General features: G+C 62.1%; 20 protein-coding genes and 1 pseudogene. 14 read left to right on the top strand and 7 right to left on the bottom strand.

Annotated features, from left to right (window positions below):
- Position 1 precedes the first annotated feature (1 nt).
- Positions 2–2,935 carry a ribonuclease E/G gene (locus ACFX5Q_RS15510; protein ID WP_404279282.1) on the bottom strand — a complete coding sequence of 978 codons (2,934 nt, stop codon included), beginning with the start codon at positions 2,933–2,935 and terminating at the stop codon, positions 2–4.
- 650 nt (positions 2,936–3,585) lie between these two features.
- Between ACFX5Q_RS15510 and ACFX5Q_RS15515 the strand changes: the two genes are divergently transcribed.
- The 7 genes from ACFX5Q_RS15515 to ACFX5Q_RS15545 all read left to right on the top strand — a co-directional run bounded on the left by ACFX5Q_RS15515 (position 3,586) and on the right by ACFX5Q_RS15545 (position 11,423).
- Entirely contained in the window at positions 3,586–4,845 is a 1,260-nt protein-coding gene (locus tag ACFX5Q_RS15515; protein WP_404279284.1) for an N-acetylmuramoyl-L-alanine amidase, read from the top strand.
- A 214-nt stretch (positions 4,846–5,059) separates the two neighbouring features.
- Complete coding sequence (locus tag ACFX5Q_RS15520; RefSeq protein ID WP_192177524.1) at positions 5,060–7,516, top strand: penicillin-binding protein 1A; 2,457 nt, start codon at positions 5,060–5,062, stop codon at positions 7,514–7,516.
- A 182-nt stretch (positions 7,517–7,698) separates the two neighbouring features.
- Positions 7,699–8,830, top strand: a protein-coding gene (gene prfB, locus ACFX5Q_RS15525; protein ID WP_120015187.1) for a peptide chain release factor 2 whose coding sequence is annotated in 2 segments (ribosomal slippage) — positions 7,699–7,764 and positions 7,766–8,830 — 1,131 coding nt in all. Because the reading frame shifts where the segments join, the coding sequence is not laid out codon by codon here.
- Between the two features lie 169 nt (positions 8,831–8,999).
- Positions 9,000–9,401, top strand: coding sequence for a GFA family protein (locus ACFX5Q_RS15530; protein WP_404279287.1), 402 nt, complete (start codon positions 9,000–9,002; stop codon positions 9,399–9,401).
- A 316-nt stretch (positions 9,402–9,717) separates the two neighbouring features.
- Entirely contained in the window at positions 9,718–10,095 is a 378-nt protein-coding gene (locus ACFX5Q_RS15535; protein WP_404279289.1) for a hypothetical protein, read from the top strand.
- A gap of 147 nt (positions 10,096–10,242) precedes the next feature.
- Positions 10,243–10,611, top strand: a complete 369-nt coding sequence (locus ACFX5Q_RS15540; RefSeq protein ID WP_404279291.1) for a GFA family protein — start codon at positions 10,243–10,245, stop codon at positions 10,609–10,611.
- Positions 10,612–10,772: 161 nt separating this feature from the next.
- Complete coding sequence (locus ACFX5Q_RS15545) at positions 10,773–11,423, top strand: OmpA family protein (protein WP_040582308.1); 651 nt, start codon at positions 10,773–10,775, stop codon at positions 11,421–11,423.
- 70 nt (positions 11,424–11,493) lie between these two features.
- Here the strand turns inward: ACFX5Q_RS15545 and ACFX5Q_RS15550 are convergent, their stop codons facing one another.
- Positions 11,494–13,068: a DEAD/DEAH box helicase gene (locus ACFX5Q_RS15550; RefSeq protein ID WP_404279293.1), complete on the bottom strand. Its 1,575-nt coding sequence runs from the start codon at positions 13,066–13,068 to the stop codon at positions 11,494–11,496.
- Between the two features lie 191 nt (positions 13,069–13,259).
- On the bottom strand, positions 13,260–14,033 hold the full coding sequence (locus tag ACFX5Q_RS15555) for an NAD kinase (protein WP_404279295.1): 774 nt from the start codon (positions 14,031–14,033) through the stop codon (positions 13,260–13,262).
- Positions 14,034–14,316: 283 nt separating this feature from the next.
- Between ACFX5Q_RS15555 and ACFX5Q_RS15560 the strand changes: the two genes are divergently transcribed.
- On the top strand, positions 14,317–14,466 hold the full coding sequence (locus ACFX5Q_RS15560) for a hypothetical protein (protein WP_244425881.1): 150 nt from the start codon (positions 14,317–14,319) through the stop codon (positions 14,464–14,466).
- A gap of 96 nt (positions 14,467–14,562) precedes the next feature.
- Here the strand turns inward: ACFX5Q_RS15560 and ACFX5Q_RS15565 are convergent, their stop codons facing one another.
- From ACFX5Q_RS15565 to ACFX5Q_RS15580, 4 genes are all read right to left on the bottom strand, one after another.
- Positions 14,563–15,060, bottom strand: a complete 498-nt coding sequence (locus tag ACFX5Q_RS15565; protein ID WP_404279298.1) for an O-methyltransferase — start codon at positions 15,058–15,060, stop codon at positions 14,563–14,565.
- A 374-nt stretch (positions 15,061–15,434) separates the two neighbouring features.
- A complete protein-coding gene (locus ACFX5Q_RS15570) occupies positions 15,435–16,022 on the bottom strand; it encodes a CatB-related O-acetyltransferase (RefSeq protein ID WP_404279300.1) in 588 nt (195 codons plus the stop codon).
- A gap of 30 nt (positions 16,023–16,052) precedes the next feature.
- Entirely contained in the window at positions 16,053–16,811 is a 759-nt protein-coding gene (locus tag ACFX5Q_RS15575; protein ID WP_404279302.1) for a glycosyltransferase family 25 protein, read from the bottom strand.
- A gap of 70 nt (positions 16,812–16,881) precedes the next feature.
- Positions 16,882–17,820, bottom strand: coding sequence for a hypothetical protein (locus ACFX5Q_RS15580; protein WP_404279304.1), 939 nt, complete (start codon positions 17,818–17,820; stop codon positions 16,882–16,884).
- A gap of 285 nt (positions 17,821–18,105) precedes the next feature.
- Between ACFX5Q_RS15580 and ACFX5Q_RS15585 the strand changes: the two genes are divergently transcribed.
- The 6 genes and pseudogenes from ACFX5Q_RS15585 (at position 18,106) to ACFX5Q_RS15610 (ending at position 24,251) form a co-directional block, all read left to right on the top strand.
- A complete protein-coding gene (locus tag ACFX5Q_RS15585; RefSeq protein WP_404279306.1) occupies positions 18,106–19,197 on the top strand; it encodes an ABC transporter ATP-binding protein in 1,092 nt (363 codons plus the stop codon).
- A 5-nt stretch (positions 19,198–19,202) separates the two neighbouring features.
- Positions 19,203–20,121, top strand: a pseudogene (locus ACFX5Q_RS15590) (ABC transporter permease).
- Entirely contained in the window at positions 20,114–20,914 is an 801-nt protein-coding gene (locus ACFX5Q_RS15595) for an ABC transporter permease (RefSeq protein ID WP_404279308.1), read from the top strand. The pseudogene ACFX5Q_RS15590 and the gene ACFX5Q_RS15595 overlap by 8 nt, the downstream one beginning before the upstream one ends.
- Positions 20,915–20,955: 41 nt before the next feature.
- Entirely contained in the window at positions 20,956–21,990 is a 1,035-nt protein-coding gene (locus ACFX5Q_RS15600; RefSeq protein ID WP_404279310.1) for an extracellular solute-binding protein, read from the top strand.
- 91 nt (positions 21,991–22,081) lie between these two features.
- The gene (locus tag ACFX5Q_RS15605) at positions 22,082–23,509 is read left to right on the top strand and encodes an amidase (protein ID WP_404279312.1); all 1,428 of its coding nucleotides are present in this window, start codon (positions 22,082–22,084) and stop codon (positions 23,507–23,509) included.
- Positions 23,510–23,549: 40 nt separating this feature from the next.
- Complete coding sequence (locus ACFX5Q_RS15610) at positions 23,550–24,251, top strand: TetR/AcrR family transcriptional regulator (RefSeq protein WP_404279314.1); 702 nt, start codon at positions 23,550–23,552, stop codon at positions 24,249–24,251.
- Position 24,252 lies beyond the last annotated feature (1 nt).

The following is a 24,252-nucleotide window of genomic DNA, read 5'->3' on the forward strand; positions in this document are numbered from 1 at the left end:
CTTAGAAAAAGCCTTTCCGCTGCCACCAGCCGGCACGCTTCGGCTTTTCCTCGGCCTTGGCCTCCTCGGGCACGCTCGACGAGACCACCGGTACGACCGGAGCATCGATTGCGACGGGCTTGCGGCGGGTCGGGCGTGCACTGGCAGGCGCTTCCTCCTCGGTAGCCGGGTCGGCGGCCGGTACAGGCGCAGGCGTCGCCGCCTCGGCCGGTGCAACATCCTCGGCGGGTTCCTCGGCTACCGTCTCTGCGGCAACTTCTGCTGCGGCCTTCTTGGACCTCGAGGCGCGCTTCTTCTTCGGCTTCTCGGCGCTCGGCACATCGTCATTGGCGGCAGAAGGAAGCTCTTCCGCCGATACCGCCGCTACAGTCTCGGCCACGGACTCATTGGCCGCGGCTTCGCTTGCCGGCGCATCGGCTTCGACGCCATCGGCGGTCTCGCCCGCCTCGGCTCCGTCCTCGCCGTCCTCGCGGCGATTGCGCTTGCCGCCACGCTTGCCGCGCCGGCGCTTCTTGCCCTGAGCGTCGTCCGAAGCGTCCACCGCGACAGCGCTGACCGGCGCTTCGCCGCCCTCGGAGGTGGTTTCATCCGTTGCGACAGCGGCGTCGGTATCCGCCGACGCCGCGACGATTGCACCTTCCGCGGGAGCGCCGTGCTCGCGGTCACCATGTTCGCGATCGCGATCCTTGCCACCGCGCCGCCTGCGGCGCTTGCGGCGCTTGCGATCGCGGCCTTCGCCGTCCTCGCCGGACCTCGGCTGTTGCTGCTGGGGATGGCGCGGCTGCTCCGCCTGGACTGGTGCCTCGTCCTCCTCCTCGACGACGATCTCGTCTTCGGGCTCTTCCGGCTCGACATAGGTCGGCAGGCTGCGCACTTCGACGAAGCCCTCCGGCTTTTCCGCCAGTGCGCCGCGGAAGATCGCATAGTGCTGCGCGCCGACCGCGTCGTCGGCCTCGATCGTGATGGTCAGGCCGAAGCGGCTTTCGAGTTCGACCAGCGTGCCACGCTTGTGGTTGAGCACGTAGAGCGCCGTCGCCGCCGGGGTCCGCACCGTGATGTGGCTGCGCGAATCCTTGAGCAGGAACTCCTCGATCGCCCGAACCACCATCAGCGCCACCGAGGAATCGGAGCGCACATGGCCGGTACCGCCGCAATGCGGGCAGGGCTTCATGGTCGATTCCAGCACGCTGGCGCGGATGCGCTGGCGCGACATTTCCATCAGGCCGAAATGCGAGATGCGGCCGACCTGGATGCGGGCGCGGTCGTTCTTGAGGTGATCCTTCAGCCGCTTCTCGACGGAGCGGTTGTTGCGGTTCTCCTCCATGTCGATGAAGTCGATGACGATCAGGCCGGCAAGGTCGCGCAGCCTGAGTTGGCGGGCGACTTCCTCGGCCGCTTCGAGGTTGGTGTGGAGAGCGGTGTCCTCGATCGAGTGCTCCTTGGTGGAGCGGCCCGAATTGACGTCGATGGCAACCAGCGCCTCGGTCTGGTTGATGATGATGTAGCCGCCGCTCTTCAGCGTCACCTGCGGCTGCAGCATGCGGTCGAGCTGCGCCTCGATGCCGTTGCGCACGAAGATCGGCGTCGTGTCGCGGAACGGCTGAACCACCTTGGCATGGCTCGGCATCAGCATGCGCATGAAGTCCTTGGCCTCGCGATAGCCTTCCTCGCCGGAGACCAGGATCTCGTCGATGTCCTTGTTGTAGAGGTCGCGCACCGAGCGCTTGATCAGGCTGCCTTCCTCATAGACCAGGGCGGGGGCCGTGGATTCCAGGGTGAGGTTGCGGACGTTTTCCCAAAGCCGCATGAGATATTCGTAGTCGCGCTTGATCTCGGCCTTGGTGCGGCTCTCGCCGGCCGTGCGAAGGATGACGCCCATGCCCTGCGGCACTTCGAGGTCGGCGACGACTTCCTTCAGGCGCTTGCGGTCCTGCGCGTTGGTGATCTTGCGCGAAATGCCGCCGCCGCGCGCCGTATTGGGCATCAGCACCGAATAGCGGCCGGCAAGCGACAGATAGGTGGTGAGAGCGGCGCCCTTGTTGCCGCGCTCCTCCTTGACGACCTGCACCAGCAGGATCTGGCGGCGCTTGATGACTTCCTGGATCTTGTACTGGCGGCGCACCGGCTTGCGGCGGTTGCGCACTTCTTCCAGCGCATCCTCGGCGCCGACCGATTCGACTTCGTGATCGTCCGGATGCGAGGACTGGACCTCTTCCAGCATGCCGCGATCATTGTCGCTGGGCGAGGCTTCGCCGCTTGCGTCGACGGAGGTCGATTCCGGGTGCGGTGCGGCCTCGGAAATCACATCGGCTTCGACGCTGGCGGCGATCGATGTGGGCCCGCTTCCGGAAGCTTCTTCGGACGGTTCCGCTTCGCCGTGATCGGCGGCTACGTCTTCGTGCCCGGCCGTTTCCGGCGAGGCGTCGGCATTTTCAGCTGTGAAATCGGCATCGGCGGTGGGCTCTTCGGCAATTGCATCGCCGCCTGTATCGCCATGTTCGCCGCTGTCGTCGGAATCGGCGGCACCGGCGTCGCGCTTGTGTTCGCCGCGCTCGCGGCCTTTGCCGCCGCGCCGGCGTCCGCGCCTGCCGCGATCGCGGCTCTGGCGGTCCTCGCCTTCATTGTCCTCGTCCTCTTCGTCCTGGGCTTCCTGCGCTTCGGCGCGAAGCAGGGCCTGACGATCGGCGACCGGGATCTGGTAGTAGTCGGGGTGTATTTCACTGAAGGCAAGGAAACCGTGACGGTTGCCGCCATATTCGACAAAGGCTGCCTGAAGGGAAGGTTCGACGCGCGTTACGCGGGCGAGATAGATGTTTCCTTTGAGCTGCTTCTTGTCCTGTGATTCAAAGTCGAATTCTTCAATACGGTTACCGCGAACGACGACAACGCGTGTTTCCTCCGGGTGGGAGGCGTCTATCAGCATCTTGTTGGGCATTATTTCGTTTCCCCCCGGCAGCCGTCAGCCGCAGCTTGCGAGGCAAGGCCTGCTGCTGCGTGTCTGGAGTGTGGGTGCCGGATAATTGAACGTCCGCCGGCCGCCGCTTGAGCGCCATGGCGGTGCCGCCCGCAGCCACAATGGCGCGGTTTGATGCGGACCTTTCCATGATTGCGCTTGAAGCCATCGTCACCAGCAGAACCTTTTGAACCAAAGCCCGGAAAGACCGGACCAGCTTGTTTGCTCATACAGAGCCGGCGCGGGACAAACCCGGCCGTTTTCCTCACGCAGGCGTTTCCCCGCCACGGGCGCGCACCTGCGAAATTCATCGCGATCACCTGAAGCCTTTTCGCTGGAAGCGAAAGGAGCCGCTTTTCATCTGACCTGTAGCAGGAAGCTGCGGAGGAAGCGGTTCCAGGATTGCAGTGATCCACCATCGCTTTTATGATTTGGCGGCATGGAAGGCAACCCCGATTTAGGATGCCGGCAAAAAGCGGTTCCGTTGGGGAAGCACAGGCTCCAATTCCTTGTCCGAAAAGGCTTGGTTAACCTTCTCTGGATACCAATCGTTAATCGAGTCCGCGGCCTAACCGGCACTTCGACGAAACGACCCGGCGCCTGGCGCCAAAACCGGGAGCGACTGGAAAGAAATGGGACTGGCAGGCAGGGCAAACAAGGGTCACGGCGCTGCGGGGCCTTTGCTGCATGCCGTCTGCGCCCTTTTGCTGATGGCGGCTTTCCTCGCTTTCTCCGCCGTTTCCCACGCCACTGAGGCGCCGCTCGGCGTCACCGGCTACAAGATGGCGGGCGATGCCACCAAGATGCGCATCGTCATGAATTTCGATCGCGAGCCCGACATCAAATGGTTCCTGCTGCGCGGCCCCAATCGCCTGGTCGTCGATTTGCCGCGCACCAGGTTCGCCATCAATGCCAGGGACGTGAAGGCCCGCGGCCTGGTCAAGGCCGTGCGTTACGGCGATCTCGGCCAGGGATCGCGGCTGATCCTCACCGGCAAGGGGCCGTTTTCGGTCGACAAGCTCGACGTGCTCAAGAACGATGACGGCAAGGGCTACCGAATCGCCATCGACATGTCGGCGGCCTCGGCGCGGGAGTTCGACGCCGCTTTAGCCAACCAGGCGCTGACCACCGGTTCGACGGTTTCGACCGACAAGGGTTCCAGGGTCGGCACTGGGCCGATCTCCAATCCGGGCCACCGCTTCACGGTCGTCATCGATCCCGGCCATGGCGGCATCGACGGCGGCGCCGAGGGGCTCCACGGCACCATCGAGAAGAACGTCACGCTCGCCTTCGCCACCGAATTGCGCGAAAGGCTCGCCGCGGTCGGCAGCTACGACGTGTTCATGACGCGCGACAAGGACGAATTTCTGCGGCTGGACGACCGGGTGCGCATCGCCCGCCAGCGCGAGGCCGACCTGCTGATCTCGATCCATGCCGATACGATCAGCGTCAAGGGCATTCGGGGTGCCACCGTCTATACAGTCTCCGACAAGGCGTCCGATCCCGAGGCGCAGGCGCTGGCCGATCGAGAAAACCTCTCCGACCAGTTCGCCGGCATGGAGATCAAGGACGACAACAAGGAAGTCACCGACATCCTGATCGACCTGATCCGTCGCGAGACGCACAACTTCTCGATGAGCTTTGCCCACACGCTGGTCGGTCAGCTCTCGACCAGCGTCGGCCTCATCAACAATCCGCAGCGTTCAGCTGGCTTCAAGGTGCTGAAGGCGCCCGACGTGCCTTCGGTGCTTGTCGAGCTCGGCTATCTGTCGAACGCCAAGGACGAGGCGCAATTGCTGGATGCCGATTGGCGCAGCAAGGCGGCGCAGAGCATTACCAACGCCGTCGCGCTGTTCGCTTCGGCCAAGATGGGGACGGGAGCTGGAGGCTGATATGACCGCTGCCGCCTGCAACCAGAGGCAGCGTTGCGCGACGACAACACCCGGCGCTATTATTTCCCGCACGGGAAGCCGAAGTCCCAGCGTTGCCGTATTTTGTCCACATGATGGCGACATGGGTTTTCCATTGCGGATTGGGACCGTCCCGGAAGCTTGCGCGGAAGGCGGCTTCGTTTAGGAAATTCCCGGACCACGGACTGGAGCGGGCATGATTCGTCTCATCGGCTATTTCTTTGGCATCGGCACGACGCTGGCCCTTCTGGTGGCCGCGGGCGTGGCGATCTATATCGGCCATCTGTCGAAGGACCTGCCCGACTACGAAGTGCTGGCCAAATACGAGCCGCCGGTGACGACGCGCATCCATGCGTCCGACGGATCGCTGATGGCCGAATATGCACGCGAACGGCGCCTCTATCTGCCGATCCAGGCGGTTCCGGATCGCGTCAAGGCGGCTTTCCTGTCGGCCGAGGACAAGAATTTCTACAACCATCCGGGTATCGACGTGACCGGACTTGGCCGCGCGATCATCGTCAATTTGCAGAATGCCGGCTCGGGCAGGCGCCAGGTCGGTGCCTCGACGATCACCCAGCAGGTGGCGAAGAACTTCCTGCTCACCTCGGACCAGACCTACGAGCGCAAGATCAAGGAGATGATCTTGGCCTTTCGCATCGAGCAGGCCTATTCGAAGGATCGCATTCTCGAGCTCTATCTCAACGAGATCTTTTTCGGCTTCGGCGCCTATGGCGTTGCCGGTGCCGCGCTCACCTATTTCGACAAATCGGTGAATGAGTTGACCGTGGCGGAAGCGGCCTATCTGGCCTCGCTGCCGAAGGGCCCCAACAACTACCATCCCTTCAAGCACGCCGACCGTGCGCTAGAGCGCCGCAACTGGGTCATCGACCAGATGGTCGAGAACGGCTATGTGACGCGCGAAGAGGGCGACAAGGCCAAGGCCGAGCCGCTCGGTGTCACGCCGCGCCGCAACGGCACCTATCTGTTCGCCGGCGAATACTTTACCGAGGAAGTGCGCCGCCAGATCATTTCCCGCTACGGCGAGAATGCGCTCTACGAAGGCGGTCTGTCCGTCCGCACGACGCTCGATCCGAAGATCCAGCTAATCGCCCGCAAGGCGATGCAGAACGGGTTGCTGAAATACGACACGCTGCGCGGCTATCGCGGGCCGGTGAAGAATATCGACGTCTCCGGCGACTGGGGCGTGCCGCTCGGCAGCGTCAAGGGGCTGGAAGACGTGCCGGAATGGTCCTTGGCCGTCGTGCTCGACAGTTCCGAGACCGGCCTCACCATCGGCCTGCAACCGGCCCGCCAGGTTTCCGGCGACATCGTCAAGGAGCGCGTCGAAGGCACGGTCAGCAAGGAAGACATGGGCTTTGCCATGCGCCATGTGGTCGACGGCAAGACGGTCAAGGCCAAGTCGCCGGCCGATGTGCTCAAGCCCGGCGACGTCATCTACGTGCAGAAGAACGAAGGTTCCGACAGCGCCTACAGCCTGCGCCAGGTTCCGGAAGTGGAAGGTGGCCTGGTCGCCATGGATCCGCACACCGGCCGCGTGCTGGCCATGGTCGGTGGCTTCTCCTATGCGCAGTCGGAATTCAACCGCGCGACGCAGGCGATGCGCCAGCCGGGCTCCTCGTTCAAGCCGATCGTCTATTCGGCGGCGCTCGACAATGGCTACACGCCGGCCTCGGTGATCATGGACGGTCCGATCACCATCCAGAGTGGCAACACGACATGGACGCCGAAGAACTATGACGGCACCGCGGCCGGTCCGGCGACCTTGCGTTCCGGCATCGAAAAATCACGCAACCTGATGACGGTGCGGCTTGCCAACGACATGGGCATGAAGCTGGTCGTGGAATATGCCGAGCGCTTCGGTGTTTATGACCATCTGGCGGCGTATCTGCCGATGGCGCTGGGCTCCGGCGAGACGACGGTGATGCGCATGGTGTCGGCCTATTCGATCATGGCCAATGGCGGCAAGTCGATCAAACCCTCGCTCATTGACCGCATCCAGGACCGCTACGGCAAGACCGTGTTCAAGCAGGACGAGCGCGGCTGCGAAGGCTGCAACGCCAACGAATGGAAGAACCAGCCCGAGCCGGAACTGGTCGACAATGCCGAGCAGGTGCTCGATCCTATGACCGCCTATCAGATCACCTCGATGATGGAAGGCGTCGTGCAGCGCGGCACCGGCGCCACCATCGCAGAACTCGGCCGTCATATCGCCGGCAAGACCGGCACGACGAATGACGAGAAGGACGCCTGGTTCATCGGCTATACGCCGAACCTCGTTGTCGGCCTCTATATGGGCTACGACACGCCACGCGGGCTTGGCAAAGGCGCGACCGGTGGCGGTCTGGCGGCGCCGATCTTCAAGGACTTCATGCGCGTGGCGCTTGACGGCACGCCCAATGTCGACTTCCAGGTTCCGGAAGGCATGAAGCTGATCGCCATTAACCGCAAGACCGGCATGAAGGCAGGCGAAGGCGAGGCGGGCACCATCATCGAAGCCTTCAAGCCCGGCACCGGTCCGGCCGACAGTTATTGGGTGATCGGCATGGGTGCCGACGGTTCCAACGGCGCCGGCGGCGCGCTGTCGCCGCAAGCCACGCAGGCCATCCAGTCGGGCGGCGGCGGCCTTTACTGACGAATAGCAAGCAGAGCTTGGGGCCGGCCTCCTTTGGCTTGACCATGATCTTATCCGAAAACCGGTTTCCACTTTTCGGGATCATGTTTAGCCGGCCCATTTCGCTTTACAGGCGGCGGTGCCGTCCCTATGTATCGCGCCGACCAAGCGCCCATTTTCAGCAACAGGATCGAACAGCCAGCATGCGCGCGGAAACGCAGAATATTGTCGACGAGATCAGGCAGGCGATAACCCTGCTGAGGAGGCATCTTTGACTGGGACCAGGCCATAAAGCGGCTTGAGTACCTGAATGTGCGGGCAGAGGATTCCAGCCTCTGGAACGAGCCGCTGGAAGCGCAGAAGCTGATGCGGGAACGCCAGGGCCTCGAGGAGGGCATCGCTGCGGTCAAGGGCCTGACCCAGGCGCTGGAAGACAATATCGGGCTGATCGAGCTTGGCGAGGAAGAGGGCGACGAGGGCGTCATCGCCGAGGCCGAAGCGTCATTGCGCTCGATGCAAGGCGAGGCGAAGGCCCGCCAGGTCGAGACGCTGCTGTCGGGCGAGGCGGACGCCAACGACACCTATCTCGAAATCCATGCCGGCGCCGGCGGCACCGAGAGCCAGGACTGGGCCTCGATGCTTTTGCGCATGTACACGCGCTGGGCGGAACGGCGCCGCTTCAAGGTCGAAGTGCTGGAAGTGCACGACGGCGAAGAGGCCGGCATCAAGTCCGCCACGCTGCTGATCAAAGGCCACAACGCCTATGGCTGGATGAAGACGGAATCCGGCGTCCACCGCCTAGTGCGCATTTCGCCTTATGACAGCAATGCGCGCCGCCACACCTCCTTCGCCAGCGTCTGGGTCTATCCGGTCATCGACGACACGATCGAGATCGACGTTTCGGAATCCGATGTCCGCATCGACACCTATCGCTCGTCCGGCTCCGGTGGCCAGCACGTCAACACCACCGATTCCGCGGTCCGCATCACCCATATCGCTACCGGCATCGCGGTTGCCTGCCAGGCCGAGCGCTCGCAGCACAAGAACAAGGCCAAGGCCTGGGAGATGCTGCGCTCGCGCCTCTACGAGGAAGAGCTGAAGAAGCGCGAAGCGGTGGCGAACGCCACCGAGGCGTCGAAGAGCGACATCGGCTGGGGCCACCAGATTCGCTCCTATGTGCTGCAGCCCTACCAGCTGGTGAAGGATTTGCGCACCGGCGTCGAGAGCACCAGCCCGTCGAGCGTGCTCGACGGCGATCTCGACGATTTCATGGAGGCCTCGCTGTCGCAGCGCATCGAGGGCGGGGCCGGCGAAGCGGTGGCGGACCTCGACTAGGGTATGTTCATATTCAGGTGAGGCCGGCCTGCAAATGGCGGTTTCCTGCGCTTCCGGTGCTCACGGACCTGAATGTCCGCTCCGCTCCGGTTCTCGGAATCCCACCATTTTCGACTCGACCTGACCTGAATCTAAACACACCCTGAGCGCCTTAGAGAGGGAGGAGCCGGTGACTCGCACACTTGCCGGAAAATGCTTTTGCGGCGCCGTTCACTACGAGGTGGCGGATGAATTCGTCTATGCGGCGAACTGCCATTGCTCGAACTGCCGGCGCACCACAGGCTCGGCCTTCAAGCCTTTCGCCGGCATCGAGCGCGAGAAGTTCCGCCTGACTGCAGGCGGTGACAGGCTGCTGATCTTCGGCGAGGAGAGCGGCCACGATGCACATTGCGGGCAGTGCGGCTCGCTGCTCTATTCGGTGGTGCGCGAAGGCGCGTACGTCCATGTCGCCATGGGAACTCTGGTGGACGATCCGAGCATCCGCCCGACGGCCCACATCTTCGTCGATTCCAAGGCGAAATGGTTCACAGTCACCGACGACCTGCCGCAGTATAAGGAGCATGTGAACTGAGCTTCCGCCGGCGGGTAGGTGGAACCAGCGGCTGCGTATTTCGTTGAGCAATCCTTGGCCGCAGGCTGCGTTAACCGCTCGTTAACCAAGCCGGCGCACCATTTCGTATGGCAGATGTCGGCGCTGGGCTGCGGCACTGTGCGCTCAGCAATTCCTTGCGCCGACCAAGGAATCAGCCCAGCATTCGGGCTGAGAGACCAAAAGCATTTATGGCCGGACGCGGCATATCTGCGACCTGACGATCCGGCCACTGGGAAGACACGTTCTGGGAACGGGCAAGCGAAACGCTTGGGGCTCGTTTGAAAGGAACATTTCCATGTCTGCTGCCACAATTCGATCGGCCGCTGCCGTTCAACCGGCTGGCCGACTTCTGTGTTCCCTGTTCGCAACCGCCGCGATGGCAGTGCTGACGGCGCCTGCTTTCGCGCACGATGCCAAGCCCACCGCGACGCTGCCGCAGGGCTGGAGCTATCCGTTCGCCTGCTGTGCCAACTACGATTGCCGTACCACGCATACGGGCGAAGTGTTGGAAAGGCCCGAGGGCTACGTGATCGCCGGCACGGGTGAGATTGTTCCGATGAGCGACAAGCGCGTCAAGGACAGCCCTGACGGCGATTTCCACTGGTGTGCGCACCAGGCCGGGCTCGACGCAGGCAAGACGATCTGCCTGTTCGTGCCGCCACGCTCATACTAAGGCAGTCGCGCCCCGGGGTCGGCGCGAGGACTTCGAGATTTGGCTTGGGTGCGGCAGGTATGCAAGCCTGCCGACAGGCGGTTGTCAGGAGCGCTTCTTTATGTTGCCTTTTGCCGCGGGGGGCGGGCAACGGAGAGGAACTCGTTCATGACCATCAAGGGAAGCTGCCACTGCAAGGCGACGACATTCGAGGTTTCGCAAACGCCTGAGACCGTGACGCAATGCACATGCTCCTTCTGCTCGAAGCGTGGCTCGCTCTGGGCCTACTACGTTCCCTCGCAATTCAAGCTCACCAGCCCGCCTGAAAACGTTTCTTTCTACCGCTGGGGGTCAAAAACCATAAAGCACGGATTTTGCGCCACATGCGGTTGCGGCACCTTCACCGAAACGCCGGACTGGTCGAGCGGCGAGCCGGATTTCGACAATCCGAAGATCAGCGTGAATTCGCGCCTGTTCGACGAGTTCGACCTCGACAAGGTCGAGGTGGTCGTCATCGACGGCAGGAACCTCTGGTAAACGGTCTCGAACAGCTTGGCGCGGCGGCGTGCAATTGAACCTGGAAAAGCCTTGATCGGCACTTTCCCCGTTCCGTTTTTCGCCGTATTTCATGCTACAAGTCCCGGGGAAGGGCTTATATGCGCGGCTGCAACGGCTGCGGTTTGAAGAGGGACGATCTTATGAAAAAGACTGTGCTCGTCGTCGTGGCGACGGCTGTGCTCGTGAGCGCTTGCACCACAACCGATCCGTACACCGGGGAGCAGAAGGTCTCCAACACGGCAGCCGGCGCCGGCCTTGGCGCGCTGGCCGGTGCGGGAATCGGCCTGCTTGCCGGCGGCAACGACCGCCGCAACGCGCTGATCGGCGCCGGCATCGGTGCGCTTGCCGGCGGCGCCATCGGCGCCACCATGGACCAGAACGAGGCGGAACTGCGCCGCCAGCTCCAGGGCACCGGCGTCAGCGTCACGCGCACCGGCGACCAGATCATCCTAAACATGCCGTCCGACATCACCTTCAACGTTGATCAGGACGCGGTGAAGCCGGGCTTCTATCAGGTGCTGAATTCGGTGGCGCTGGTGCTGAACAAGTTCCGCCAGACCACGGTCGACGTTTTCGGCCACACCGATTCGACCGGCGGCGACGAACACAATTTCGATCTGTCGCAGCGCCGCGCGCTGGCGGTCGCCAACTATCTGTCCGGCCAGGGCGTCGATTCGCGCCGCTTCGCCGTCACCGGCTTCGGCAAGACCCGCCCGATCGCGTCCAACGCGACATCGGCCGGCCGTGCCCAGAACCGGCGCGTCGAGATCCAGCTCTCGCCGCTCACCTGAGCCATATAACGCTGTACATGAAAACGGCCCCGCAAGGGGCCGTTTTTGTTTGTGGATCGAACCTGGACGATCAGACCTTGGCGACGATCCGCATGAAGGCGGGCATGTCGTCGCCGAAGCCGACGGTGGCGTCATTGTCTTCCTGGCGGTGGCGGGCAGGGCGGTTGTCGCGCTGCGGCCTCGAATCGCCACGCTCCGGCGTACGCTGCTCGTTGCGGTCGGCCTTGCGCTCGGTGTTTTCCGAACGGATCGCTTCCTTGCGCGCCCGGCGCTCGCCGATGTCGGCAACCGTGGCCTCGGCCGCGACTGGCTGTTCATCGTGCGCCGCTTCCGGCGGCGCTGCTTCGCTGGGCTTGGCGTGACGTTCGCGCGGCCTGCGCTCGCCCTTTTCCTTGCGGTCGTCGTCCTTGCGGCCGGCGCGGCGCGGGGCGCCACGGCCACGGCGCGGTGCTTCGTCCTCGCCCTCGCTGGCGACGACCGTCGACAGGTCGCCGTCATGCCACTCGATCTTGTTGCCGATCAGGCGCTCGATGGCGTCGATGTATTTGGTGTCCGACTTGGTGGCGATGGTGAAGGATTTGCCCGAGCGCCCGGCGCGGCCGGTGCGGCCGATACGGTGGACATAGTCCTCGGCATGGATCGGCACGTCGTAGTTGAAGACATGGCTGACATCGGGGATGTCGAGGCCGCGCGCGGCGACGTCCGAAGCGACGAGGTAGCGCAGCTTGCCGTCACGGAAATTGGCCAGCATCTGCATGCGCGCGCGCTGGTCCATATCGCCATGCAGGGCGCCGGCGTCGAAATCATACTTCAGCAGCGAGCGGAACAGTTCCGACACCTCGACCTTGCGGTTGCAGAAGATGATGGCGTTCTTCAACTCGGCATCTTCGGCCTTCATCAAATTGCGCAGCGTCTCGCGCTTGTCCCAGGGCTTTGAGCCTGACTTGACCAGGCGCTGGATGATGCTGGTGGCGGTGGAGGCGGCCTTGGAAACCTCGACGCGCACCGGTGCGTGCAGGAATTTTTCGGTGAGCTTGGTGATCTCGGGCGGCATCGTCGCCGAGAAGAACAGCGTCTGCCGAGTGAACGGGATCATCTCGCAGATGCGCTCGATGTCGGGGATGAAGCCCATGTCGAGCATGCGGTCGGCCTCGTCGATGACGAGGATCTCGACGCCGTTGAGCAAGAGCTTGCCGCGCTCGCGGTGGTCGAGCAGGCGTCCGGGCGTCGCGATCAGCACGTCGGCGCCGCGCTCCAGCTTCTTGTCCTGCTCGTCGAAGGAGACGCCGCCGATCAAGAGCGCGATGTTGAGCTTATGGTTCTTGCCGTATCTGATGAAATTCTCCTCCACCTGCGCGGCGAGTTCGCGCGTTGGTTCGAGGATCAGCGTGCGCGGCATGCGGGCGCGGGCGCGGCCTTTTTCAAGCCGGGTCAGCATCGGCAACACGAAGGATGCCGTCTTGCCGGTGCCGGTCTGGGCGATGCCCAAAATATCCTTGCCGAGCAAGGCGTGCGGAATGGCGCCGGCCTGGATCGGAGTCGGCAGCGTGTAGCCGGCATCGGTGACTGCGGAAAGGACCTTCGGCGACAGGCCGAGGTCCGAAAAAGTCAACGCTTCTTGAGCGGTCTGTGTGTCTGAGGACAAGTCTTGATGTCTTTGGCTGGTTCGGGGAAGCGCAACGGCATCCGTCGCGGCAAGCGCTGCGCGCCTGCAAGATCGGTAATGCGATTAGGCGCAAGCCCGCGATTTGTCAACAGAAACGGGCCGGAATGCTACGATTGTGAAGACGTAACCTTAATCGCGATGCTTAATCGAGGTCCGGTCGTTGCGCCGGCTCAATAGCGGAATTGTTCCGCCAGGATGCGTTCGTTCCACGAATGATTGGGATCGAACAGCAATGTTGCTGTCGCCGTCGGCGATTCCCGCACCGTGACCGAGGCCACCGCCTTCACCTCGGTATGGTCGGCGGCGGCGTTCACCGGCCGCTTTTCCGGCTCCAGAATGTCGAAGCGAACCGTCGCCTTGTTGGAGAGCAGCGCACCACGCCAGCGGCGCGGGCGGAACGGGCTGACCGGGGTCAGCGCCAGCAGCGGCGCATCGAGCGGCAGGATCGGTCCGTGCGCGGATAGATTGTAGGCGGTCGAGCCGGCAGGCGTCGCGATCATGACGCCGTCGCAGTTCAATTCCTCCAGCCGAATTTGTTCGTCGACAGTGATGCGGATCTTAGCCGTCTGGTAGGATTGCCGCCACAGCGCGACCTCGTTGATGGCGAGAGCCGAAACCGTTTCGCCCGCATGCGTGAGCGCCAGCATCTCCAGCGGACGGATCGTCTCGGCGACGGCCGCCGCGATGCGCTCGACGAGGCCGCCGGCGCGGTATTCGTTCATCAGGAAGCCGATGGTGCCACGGTTCATGCCGTAGACCTTCTTTCCCGTGCTCATCGTGTCGCGCAGGGTCTGCAGCAGGAAGCCGTCGCCGCCGAGCGCGACGACAATCTCGGCGTCTTCGACCGAAGTCTGGCCATAGCGCGCCGACAGGTTTTCCAGCGCCGCCTTGGCGTCGGCCGTGTCGGAGGAAACGAAGGCGAGACGGCTGGCGGCTTTGCTCATGGTTCCCCGATGAAGACCGATTGGCGACGACCGATTGGCCGCGACCGGTCTGCCGGGCCGCGCCTGTGCCGGGGTAGCATGGGCCACCCGCATCTGCAAAGGGAGGCCGGGCCTCGATGCGGCACCGTGGACATGACCGCTCGCGCTTCGTGTCGCGGAACAAGGGAATGTGATGGTTAAGACGGAACTTAAGCTCTCGTAAAGCCGGATCGATCATGTTAGCCGGCAGTGGATGGGCGGCGTGGGGCCAGCAGTCGAGACCTGTCTATTGCCGGTTACCCGAATGATCATCGTCTTCCTGATGCTGGGAAGCTTTGCGCTCGTCTTTTCCGAACTGGTGCGCCAGTCCGAAGAAATGAGCATCCGGCCTCAGCCCACTGCCTCGCGCTGCGGCGATGCCGCCGGCATGCCCTGTCCGCAGAAGGCGCTGTAGGTTCGCCAACGCGGTGATCATTGACGCCGGATAGGCGGCGGGCGGCGCAGGGCACGCTGCAGGAAGCATTGTGACGAAAGACGCTGCGCCCGCGCCTTATTCGCCGGCAGGACTTTTCTTGGTGCCCGCTTTGCCATTCCAGTCCACCAGACCGGTCCCGCTCCAGTGCCCAAACGACGTTATGTCCAGCTTCGGGCGCTTCAACTGGCGCCATATGTGGATCATGTTCAGGACGCGGGTGTCGTCGAACATGACGATCGGGTTCTTGGGCAAGGTTAGAGCACCCAAAGTGTCGATGAAATTCTGTTCGGTGACGCCGTCTTTCGGGGCATCTATAAAAATGAAATCGGCCTCTGCAAAAAGGCTTCGATAGGGCTCCATTCCCTCGGGCGTTGTAACGTCAGCCAGATGCTGAACTATGCGCCCATCTGCGAAATCAGCCTGGCGAAACCAGGATCGCTTAAGGCTATTCCATGGCACGATGTCGAAAGTAACAACCCTGCCGCCTGGTGGAAGCGCCGAGGCGATCGACAGCGTTCCCATGCCCGTCCAGGTTCCAATCTCGATAACATTCAAAGCTTCCAGGTCTGCCACCAACGCGGCGAGAAGCCGGTAGGTTCTCCTGGCCAGGTGCAGTACCAGCGCCGCTCCTTGGCTTTTCTGCTGTCCAGATCGGGAAAAGAAATATCGGCAGCGCGACTGGCCGCCCTAATGGCTAGATCAACCAGGCGTCGCGTTGGCTGCCAAGCCTCGTCGTCCGAGCTTAAAATTATCGACTCGAGCTTATGTCTCGCCGGAGTGCGCAACAAAGCCTGTTCCATGGGAGCAAGCTCGGGCCGCTTTTTTCTAAAACCAAACATGTCTGATACCCCGCCGGAGCCGCACATACTGGCTGCTTTCAGTTACCACAAGCCCGAGAGGCTCTTGGCCAAAGCTCGCCAAGTGGTCAAGAAACAGGAGGGTTGTTATCAAGGCGCAGTCCGAAAATGCTTGGCAACAAAGATTTCTATCGGGCCGGTTAGCGCATCGGCCTCTTGTTTGATCTTGCTGTCATCCCAATCCCACCAGCGGATTGCGAGCAATTTTGAGATAATCTCGTCGGCGAAGCGGAATCGGATAATTCTCGCCGGGTTCCCAGCGACAACTGCATAGGGTGGCACATCCCTGGTGACCACTGCGCCGGCGCCGACGACGACACCATGGCCGATGCTTACGCCGGGCAATATCGTCGCTCTGAAACCGACCCAGACGTCGTTGCCAATGTTCACGCCGGCCCGCCTTCCGCCATTGTCGACCGGCGAGGGCTTTTTCAGCAGCTGCATGTGGACCGGAAACGATGTCGCGCAGTCCATCGAATGATTGCCGGAGCACATGATGATGACCTGGCCGGCGATCGAGCAAAAGGAGCCAACATTCAAGGGTGCCTCTGTGGACTGCATGGAGACCGTGTGCTTCGTTATCCCATAGGTGTGGTGACCAACAGTTACGTTCGCTGCCAACGGATGCCTTGCTCCGAGGATGCGATGCTCGCGCAACCAGTTGGATAGTTTCGACAAAGGGAATCTCCCAAAAACAAACGGAAACCGCTACGCACTTATCCTGGAATTGCTCTCGCCGCGCGCGTTGTGACCGAAGAAGCGCCGGCTGGCTTTTTTCCAACTCCAGCTGATCCGTTTCAGCCACAAGTGACGAGCCGAGCCCGCGACTGAGCTTTGGAATGCGCCGTTCTGGCTTCCCTGTTCAACAATCGGCCGCTCGAACCAGAGCATTTCTATGCCCAGCTTCTCATCGATATGTTCAATCTGATGGTCGATCGGCTTTGACAGTCTGTGCTCGGCCAACCAATCGAGCCTGGCTTTGGCGACCGGGCGCGTGATCAGGTATGAATCGGCGCAGCGCGCATGGAGCCCCGGATAGAGTCTCTGGCCCTTCCGCAATTTCCATCGAGGCACATAATAATTGCTGCCGCTGCCGAGATAGACGACAGCCTTCCGGTCCGGACTGCCGAACTCGGCAATGCACTCGCCCAGTTTGCCGACGAAGTCGGCGTCAAGGAACACATCGTCCTCGAACACCAGGCAAAACGGCTTGTCCGTTTCGAGAAACTCCCGCCATATGCCGACCTGCTTCAGGGCAAGCGAGACTTCGGACGGCCGCAATTTGTCCGATCCAACAAAGGATGCCCTGGTTTCCTTCGTGATATCCGCGATGTCCCAATCGAGAAAGAAATGGACTGGCACGCCGCGCCGGCCAAACTCTTTCAGGATATGACGCTCCCGGTCCTCGTAGCCTTGTTTGACGTGGCATACGCGGACAAAGACCTTGTCGGATGGGAACTCTTGCATTTTTGCGTCTGTAATGTTGCAGGTCTCGAAAATCCAGAGGCGCCGTTCATCCGTGGCAGTCGATACCGGATCAGGAATCGCTGGCAATCCGGTTCTGGGCGCCGCCGAGGTAGGTTTCCCAAACATAGTCGCGCAACAGTTCGCGATGCTGCGCGGTGCGGTGATGACGGGTTTTTTGGTCGGCGTAGGAGGAGCCTCCGACATGAAAGAAAGCGGCGTCAAACATCTGATGATGCTCACTGCGTTCGCCAGCCAGCACGACAGCAGCGGGTTCTTCGACTGCGGCTGAAATGTCTGCTTCCGCCAGACGCGAATAGAGCTGCAGCCAGTTGCCGCCGCCGGTGTCCAGGCCGAGCTCCATGCGCGGCCCGAAATCCAGATCCAGTCCCTCGATGGCCGCGAAGCGGAAGAAGCAAAACCCTCCCCAAAGATGCCATTTGGGATCGTCTACAGTTGGCTTGTAACGAAAGTTCTCGTTGGCAGGCAGCTTGAGACCATAAACGACCTTTCCTTCCATCCGCGCGGGAATATCGAAGGGTGCGACCGGGAAGCAATCGTGATCGATGTATCCAAAGAATTCCGGCCGAAGGTGCCTGACGATGTTGTCAAACACCCAGGTCAGAGCCGTCCCATGCGAGCGCGACCAATGGCGCTCACGACGGTTGGGCAAGCCGAGGTAAGGTACGCCTCTTGCCGAGCAGATGCGTTCAATCGATTTTCTCGCCGCATCGCTGGACGAATTGTCGACGACCACGAGCGACAATCCCGGCGAATGGATCTGCCATGCCCTGGTCAAGGCATCGATGACCCAAGGCGTGTTGAAGGCGATGGTAAAGCAAACCCTGGACAATCCGGATTTTTGCAAATGGCGCGAGAATTCCCGCCCACGGCTCGCTCCCTTGGCCTGGTATATTCGATAGGATAATTTGTCGCGAATGGATTTCGCCTTGCCGACGAAGCTGCTTGCATTGATCGCATCGACGGTTCTCTTCAGAATTTTTCGTGCCATCGCCTGTTCTCATTTCCGAAGCGGCCGCGACAGGGCTTTGACCGGCCGAGATCCAGACATAGCGTCTAGCACCAAAGCCCGGCCTCACAAGCGCCTTTCGGGGAAGCGTGCTTACAAGGCGCGCCAATGGTTGCTCGCCCACTGATCCGCATCGTCAACGGTCGCCTGACAGACTCTCGCTCAAAAAGATATTGACTGTATGTTTAGTCATAGTTATCCCTGATGGCGAGAATTGAGTTGGTCAGCTGGGTCGCCGGTGAATGGCCACCAAAAAAGGGGAACATCTTGACAGCCATCCGGCCCGCCGTTGAGGCGAAGGGCGTCAGCAGGATTTTTCAGGGAGCCGGCCAGGACGCGGTCAAAGCGCTCGACAACGTCTCGGTCTCGATCCGCGAGAATGAATTCTTCACCTTGCTTGGCCCGTCCGGCTGCGGAAAGACCACGCTTCTGCGGCTGATCGCCGGCTTCGACTATCCGACCGATGGCGAGATCCTGCTGCATGGCCGGGACATCGCGCCGCTGCCGCCATTCAAGCGGCCGGTCAACACCATGTTCCAGTCCTACGCTTTGTTCCCGCACATGACGGTCGCCGAGAACATCGGCTTCGGCCTCAAGATGCTCAGCAAGCCGAAGGCCGAGATCGCTGCCCGTGTCGATGCGATGCTCAAGCTCGTCCACATGCAGGAGCAGAGGAATCGCCGCACCAGCCAGATCTCAGGTGGCCAGCAGCAGCGCGTGGCGCTGGCGCGGGCACTCGCACCGCAGCCCAAAGTGCTGCTGCTCGACGAGCCGCTCTCGGCGCTCGACTACAAGCTGCGCAAGGAAATGCAGATCGAGTTGAAGCGGCTGCAGCACGAGACCGGCATCACCTTCATCTTCGTCACCCATGACCAGGAAGAAGCGCTGACAATGTCTGACCGCATCGCCGTGATGTCGTCGGGCAACATCCTGCAGGTCGGCACGCCATGGGATGTCTACGACCGCCCGGCCGAGCGTTTCGTCGCCGACTTCATCGGCGAGACGAATTTTTTGACCGGCACGATCGAGAGTGCAGGGAACGGCCATGCGCGGATCGTCTTGAGTTCGGGCGCGAGGATCTGCGCAACCGCTGCCAAAGACTTTCAGCCGGGCAGCACGGCGACGCTGATGGTGCGGCCCGAGCATGCCAGGCTGGTCAAGAGCACCGGCGATCTGGCCGGCACGATCGAGACCGTCGTCTATTTCGGCACCGACACGCATATCCATGTCCGGCTGGACGGCGGCGAGGCTTTCATCGTGCGTCAGCAGAATTCGCGCTGCGCCAGTTGCGGCTTTGAAGCCGGCGACAAGGTCGGCATTTCGATCGGCGATGAAGCCGCGCAGCTGTTGAAGGATTAGGGCCGATGGCGAGCGCGAAAGAGATCGCCAACAAGGCCGAGCGCGACGATATCCGATCGCGCTGGCTGCTTTCAGCCCCGGCGCTGCTGATCGTCTTCCTCGCGGCGCTTGGGCCGCTGCTGACCGCGGTCGTCTATTCCTTCCTCACGCCCGGCAATTACGGCGATGTGAAGTGGCAGTTCTCGACCGACGCCTGGGTAAGCGTGCTGCTCGAGCGTGACGTTTTCGACGACACGTTGTCGCTTGCCAGCGCGCATTTGTCGATCTTCTGGCGCTCGGTGTCGCTATCGGCGATGACCACGATCCTGACCCTGATCTTCGGCTTTCCGACAGCCTATTTCATCGCGACGCGGCCCGAACACCGCCGCGATATCTGGCTGTTCCTGATCACCATCCCGTTCTGGACGAACCTTCTGATCCGCACCTTCGCCATGCAGGAGGTGCTGCGCAATGACGGCATCGTCAATTGGGTGCTGCAAGCGCTTGGCATCACCGATCACCCCGTCCAGCTCATGTACACCAACTTCGCCGTACTCGCCGGCATGGTCTATGTGTTCCTGCCGCTGATGGTGCTGCCGCTCTATGCCAGCATGGAGAAGATCGACTTCCGCCTGGTCGAGGCGGGCTACGACCTCTATGCGACGCGACTGCAGGTGCTGCGGCGCATTATCATCCCGCTGGTCACGCCGGGCATCGTCGCCGGCTCGATCCTCGTCTTCATTCCTTCGCTCGGCGCCTATGTAACGCCGCGTGTCTTGGGCGGCGGCACCAATCTGATGATCGGCAATCTGATCGAGCTGCAATTCGGCCAGGGGCGGAACTGGCCGCTCGGCGCGGCGCTGTCGATCGCGCTGATGGCGATCGTGATGGTCGCGCTGCTTCTACGTCCGCAACACAACCAGATCGGATGGCAGTCATGGCTGACCGCTTCGACGTCCGGCGGCAGACAGGCTTCGCCTCCATGGCGATGATGTGTTTCTTCCTACTCTATCTGCCGATCGCCACGCTGGTGGTCTACGCCTTCAACGACAACGAGTCGCTCGCGATCTGGAAGGGCTTTTCGCTGCGCTGGTTCCATGCCGCCTGGAACAATTCGCTGGTGATCGAATCCTCGATCCGCTCGTTCCAGATCGCCGCTGTCGCCGCAATTCTGGCGACGATCTCGGCAACGATGGCGGCGCTGGCGACGACCCGGACCAAGCCATACCGGGGACTGACGTTCAAATACGCCTTCATCAACCAGCCGCTGATGGTGCCGGAGATCGTCACCGCGGTGGCGCTGCTGATCGTGTTCTCACGCATCAAGATCTGGACCGGCTATTCGGGCCTCGGCTACCTGATCTTGGCCCACACCGCCCTCTGCGTGCCGTTCGCCTATCTGCCGATCCGGGCGCGGCTCGAAAGCATGGATCTGTCGCTCGAGACGGCGGCCGCCGATCTCTATGCGACGAAATGGAAGACCTTCCGGCACGTGACCTTGCCGCTGCTTTGGCCGGGCATTCTGGCAGGGCTGATGCTCGCCTTCGTCGTCTCGCTGGACGACGTGGTCATCACCGAGTTCGTCAAATCGGGCGGCCAGGACACGCTGCCGACCTTCATGCTCGGCCAGATCCGCCGCGGCGTTACACCCGAGATCAACGCGATCTCGACGGCCTTCCTGGCGCTGTCGATCGGCATCGTCACGGCTTTCTTTTTCGTTAGCAGGAAACGGACCTGAGGCCCGCATTGCCGCCGGTCCCAACAATGGGAGCAAGAAGCATGAACTGGAAACTGACCGCGACGGCCGTCGGGCTGTCGCTGCTGACTGTCACCAGCGCGGCCCGCGCCGACGGCGAGCTCAACATCTACAATTGGGGCAACTACACCAGCCCCGACCTGATCAAGAAATTCGAGGCGACCTACAAGGTCAAGGTCACCGTCACCGATTTCGATTCCAACGACACAGCACTTGCCAAGATCCGCCAGGGCGGCGCCGGCTTCGACATTGTCGTGCCTTCTGCCAGCGTCGTTCCGATCTGGATCAGCGAAGGGCTGTTGCTGGAGACCGATCCCAAAACAATGGAGAATTTCAAGAACGTCGATCCGAAGTGGGTCGACGTCCCGTTCGACCCGGGCCGCAAATACACCGTGCCGTGGCAGTGGGGTACAACCGGCATGTCGGTGAACAAATCCGTCTATTCCGGCGACGTGAACACGTCCGCCATCTTCCTCGATCCGCCGGCCGAGCTGGTCGGCAAGATCAACGTCGTGCCCGAAATGGGCGACATCATGTACCTCGCCATTTCCTATGAAGGAGGCGAGTACTGCACCGACGACAAGCAGGTGCTGAAGAAGGTGCGCGACAAACTGGTCGAGGCGAAGGCGAAATGGCTCTCGTTCGACTACGGCGCGGTCGACGGGCTGGGCAAGGGCGACATCGCGGCCGGCGTCAACTGGAACGGCATTTCGCTGCGCCAGCGGCTACAGAACGACAAGATCGTCTACGGCTATCCGAAGGAAGGCTATCCAATCTGGATGGACAATGTCGCGGTCCTCAAGGACGCCAAGAATGTCGAGAACGCAAAACTGTTCCAGAACTTCATCATGGATCCTGAGAACGCCGCCTTGATTTCGGCCTTCGCCCGCTACGCCAACGGCATCAAGGGGTCGGAAGCCTTTATGCCGGCCGACATGAAGGGCGCGCCGGAGGTGGATGTTCCGGCGGAATTCGCCGCCAAGGGCAAGTTCATGCCGACCTGCTCGCCGGATGTGCAGGCGCTCTACACGAAAATCTGGACCGATCTGCAGAAATAGCTGACCCCAGTTTCCCCGCGCCGCGACACGCGGCGCGGCCATTTCTCGACCATCAAGCCCAAAGGCGATCCGAGGATCGCAGGAGACTTCCATGACCGATCTCGACCTTTGCTACATGCCGGCCAGCGAGGCGCTGCGGCAGTTCAAAGCGAAGACGCTTTCGCCCGTCGAACTGATGCAGGCGACCATCGAACGCGCCGAGGCGACCAAGGCAGCGATCAACTGTTTTACCTTCACGCATTTCGACGAGGCCATGGATCTGGCTAGAAAAGCCGAGGCCAAATACGCCAGGGGCGCCAGGACCGGCGCGCTCGAAGGCCTGCCCATCGGCATCAAGGATGAAAGCTACATCAAGGGCAGGCCGACATCGCATGGCTCGCTGCTGACGAAAGACGCCGTCGGCGAGCATACATCAACGATGAACGAGCGCGTCATCAAGGCAGGCGGCATCGTGCATGCCCGCACGGCGACGCCCGAGTTCAGCTGCGCCGGCGTTACCTGGTCGAGACGATGGGGCGTCACGCGCAATCCGTGGAATCCGGATTTCACGCCGGGCGGTTCGTCCGGCGGGGCAGCGGCGACGCTGGCCGCGGGCACATCCTCGATCGCCACCGGTTCGGACATTGCCGGATCGATCCGCATTCCGGCGTCGGCCTGCGGTCTCGTCGGCTTCAAGCCGCCCTATGGGCGCAATCCGGACGAGCCGCCGTTCAATCTTGATTTCTACTGCCATACCGGACCGCTGGCGCGGAACGTCAAAGATGCGATCCTGCTGCAGAACGTCATGGCGGGGCCAAGCCCGCTCGACATCGCGACGCTGCGCCCGAAGCTGCGGCTGCCGCTCGACTACAAGCCGATCAAGGGCTGGAAGATCGGTTTCTCGATGGACCTCGGTTCTTTCGAGGTGGATGCCGATGTGCACAGGAACACGCTTGCCGCATGCGATGTGTTCCGGTCGCTCGGCGCCACGGTCGAAGAAGTCGACCTGGGCTGGGGTGACGAGGTGCTCAAGGCCGGCATTGCCTATCTCGAGCATCTCTTCGGCGCCTCGCTGTCGCAGTTGCTTAAAGAGCACGGCGAAGACATGACCAGCTATGCGCGGAAGTTTGCCGAGGATGGGCGCAAGTCGAAGGCGACGGACTATGTTGGAACCCTGGAGGTCGCGGCCAGGATGTACCAGACATTGGGCCCGCTGCTGGAAAAGTACGATGTGCTGATCTGCCCGACAAACGCTCTTGCCGCGGTGCCAGCGGAGTTCGACCACACCAGGGACAGCGTCGAGATCAACGGCAAGCCGGTGAACCCGTCGCTTGGCTGGGTGATGACGACGCCGTTCAACATGATGAGCCGTTGTCCGGTGCTCTCCATGCCATCGGGCAGGGCGGCGAATGGCGTGCCGACGGGCATCCAGATTGTCGGCCGCACCTATTGCGACGCCGATGTGTTCCGGGCGGCTCTCGCCTATGAAACGGCGCAGGGACAATGGTATGAGAGTGCCGGGACACGCCCGTCGCTTTGACATCTGACGCGGGCCGCAAGGTCGAAAAGGCCGGATGAGAATGGCAGAACGCAAGGCAACCGCGGCAGCGGAGAAACGCAGGGTTGCGATGGCTGAGGGCAGGGGGTCGGCGAACGATGCCGCTCCGAAAGACCGCCGGCGCGAACGCGGCGAGGCGAGCGTTCAGCGCATCATCGATGCCACCATCGACCTCATCGCCGAGGAAGGTCTGGCCAGCGTCACCATGCAGCGCATCGCCGAGCATGTCGGCTCCTCCAACGCGCTGGTGGTGTTCCATTTTCGCAGCAAGGAGAACCTGTTTCGCGCCGTCCTGCAGTATCTCAGCGATCGGTACGACGAGCTTTGGGCGACGCTGGTACGGGCGCCCGGCCTGTCGCCGGTCGAGCGGTTGATGGGCGCGGTCGAGTGCGCGCAGCGGTTTGCTCGGCAGCATCCGAAATGGGTTTCGGTCTTTGTAGTGTTCTCCAGCGACCGCAAGAGCATGCAGATCTACAACGAGATCGGCCTGCCCAGCGATCTCAGCTATAATGCCGAGGCGCGCGATCTGCTGATCGAAATCAAGCGCAGCGGCGGCTACACCGAGGTCGACCCGGACACGCTGGCTGAAAGCCTCAACTATCTCGTCCATGGCGCATGGTTCTGGGATCACCTCAACCCGCCGGCGGGCCAATCCGATGTGCTGCGCAAGACCATGCTGATGCTGCTGCATCAGGCGTTTCCGCGCCATTTCGATCTGGCGTGAC

Source organism: Mesorhizobium sp. IMUNJ 23033 (assembly GCF_044778005.1).
GTDB lineage: Bacteria > Pseudomonadota > Alphaproteobacteria > Rhizobiales > Rhizobiaceae > Mesorhizobium > Mesorhizobium amorphae_A.

What these genes read in the sequence shown, in the direction of transcription:
- ACFX5Q_RS15510 (WP_404279282.1), bottom strand. Translation starts at nt 2,935, where the DNA reads ATGCCCAACAAGATGCTGATAGACGCCTCCCACCCGGAGGAAACACGC.
- ACFX5Q_RS15580 (WP_404279304.1), bottom strand. Translation starts at nt 17,820, where the DNA reads ATGGCACGAAAAATTCTGAAGAGAACCGTCGATGCGATCAATGCAAGC.
- ACFX5Q_RS15555 (WP_404279295.1), bottom strand. Translation starts at nt 14,033, where the DNA reads ATGAGCAAAGCCGCCAGCCGTCTCGCCTTCGTTTCCTCCGACACGGCC.
- ACFX5Q_RS15545 (WP_040582308.1), top strand. Translation starts at nt 10,773, where the DNA reads ATGAAAAAGACTGTGCTCGTCGTCGTGGCGACGGCTGTGCTCGTGAGC.
- ACFX5Q_RS15595 (WP_404279308.1), top strand. Translation starts at nt 20,114, where the DNA reads ATGGCTGACCGCTTCGACGTCCGGCGGCAGACAGGCTTCGCCTCCATG.
- ACFX5Q_RS15535 (WP_404279289.1), top strand. Translation starts at nt 9,718, where the DNA reads ATGTCTGCTGCCACAATTCGATCGGCCGCTGCCGTTCAACCGGCTGGC.
- ACFX5Q_RS15520 (WP_192177524.1), top strand. Translation starts at nt 5,060, where the DNA reads ATGATTCGTCTCATCGGCTATTTCTTTGGCATCGGCACGACGCTGGCC.
- ACFX5Q_RS15540 (WP_404279291.1), top strand. Translation starts at nt 10,243, where the DNA reads ATGACCATCAAGGGAAGCTGCCACTGCAAGGCGACGACATTCGAGGTT.
- ACFX5Q_RS15560 (WP_244425881.1), top strand. Translation starts at nt 14,317, where the DNA reads ATGATCATCGTCTTCCTGATGCTGGGAAGCTTTGCGCTCGTCTTTTCC.
- ACFX5Q_RS15610 (WP_404279314.1), top strand. Translation starts at nt 23,550, where the DNA reads ATGGCAGAACGCAAGGCAACCGCGGCAGCGGAGAAACGCAGGGTTGCG.
- ACFX5Q_RS15575 (WP_404279302.1), bottom strand. Translation starts at nt 16,811, where the DNA reads ATGCAAGAGTTCCCATCCGACAAGGTCTTTGTCCGCGTATGCCACGTC.
- ACFX5Q_RS15515 (WP_404279284.1), top strand. Translation starts at nt 3,586, where the DNA reads ATGGGACTGGCAGGCAGGGCAAACAAGGGTCACGGCGCTGCGGGGCCT.
- ACFX5Q_RS15600 (WP_404279310.1), top strand. Translation starts at nt 20,956, where the DNA reads ATGAACTGGAAACTGACCGCGACGGCCGTCGGGCTGTCGCTGCTGACT.
- ACFX5Q_RS15605 (WP_404279312.1), top strand. Translation starts at nt 22,082, where the DNA reads ATGACCGATCTCGACCTTTGCTACATGCCGGCCAGCGAGGCGCTGCGG.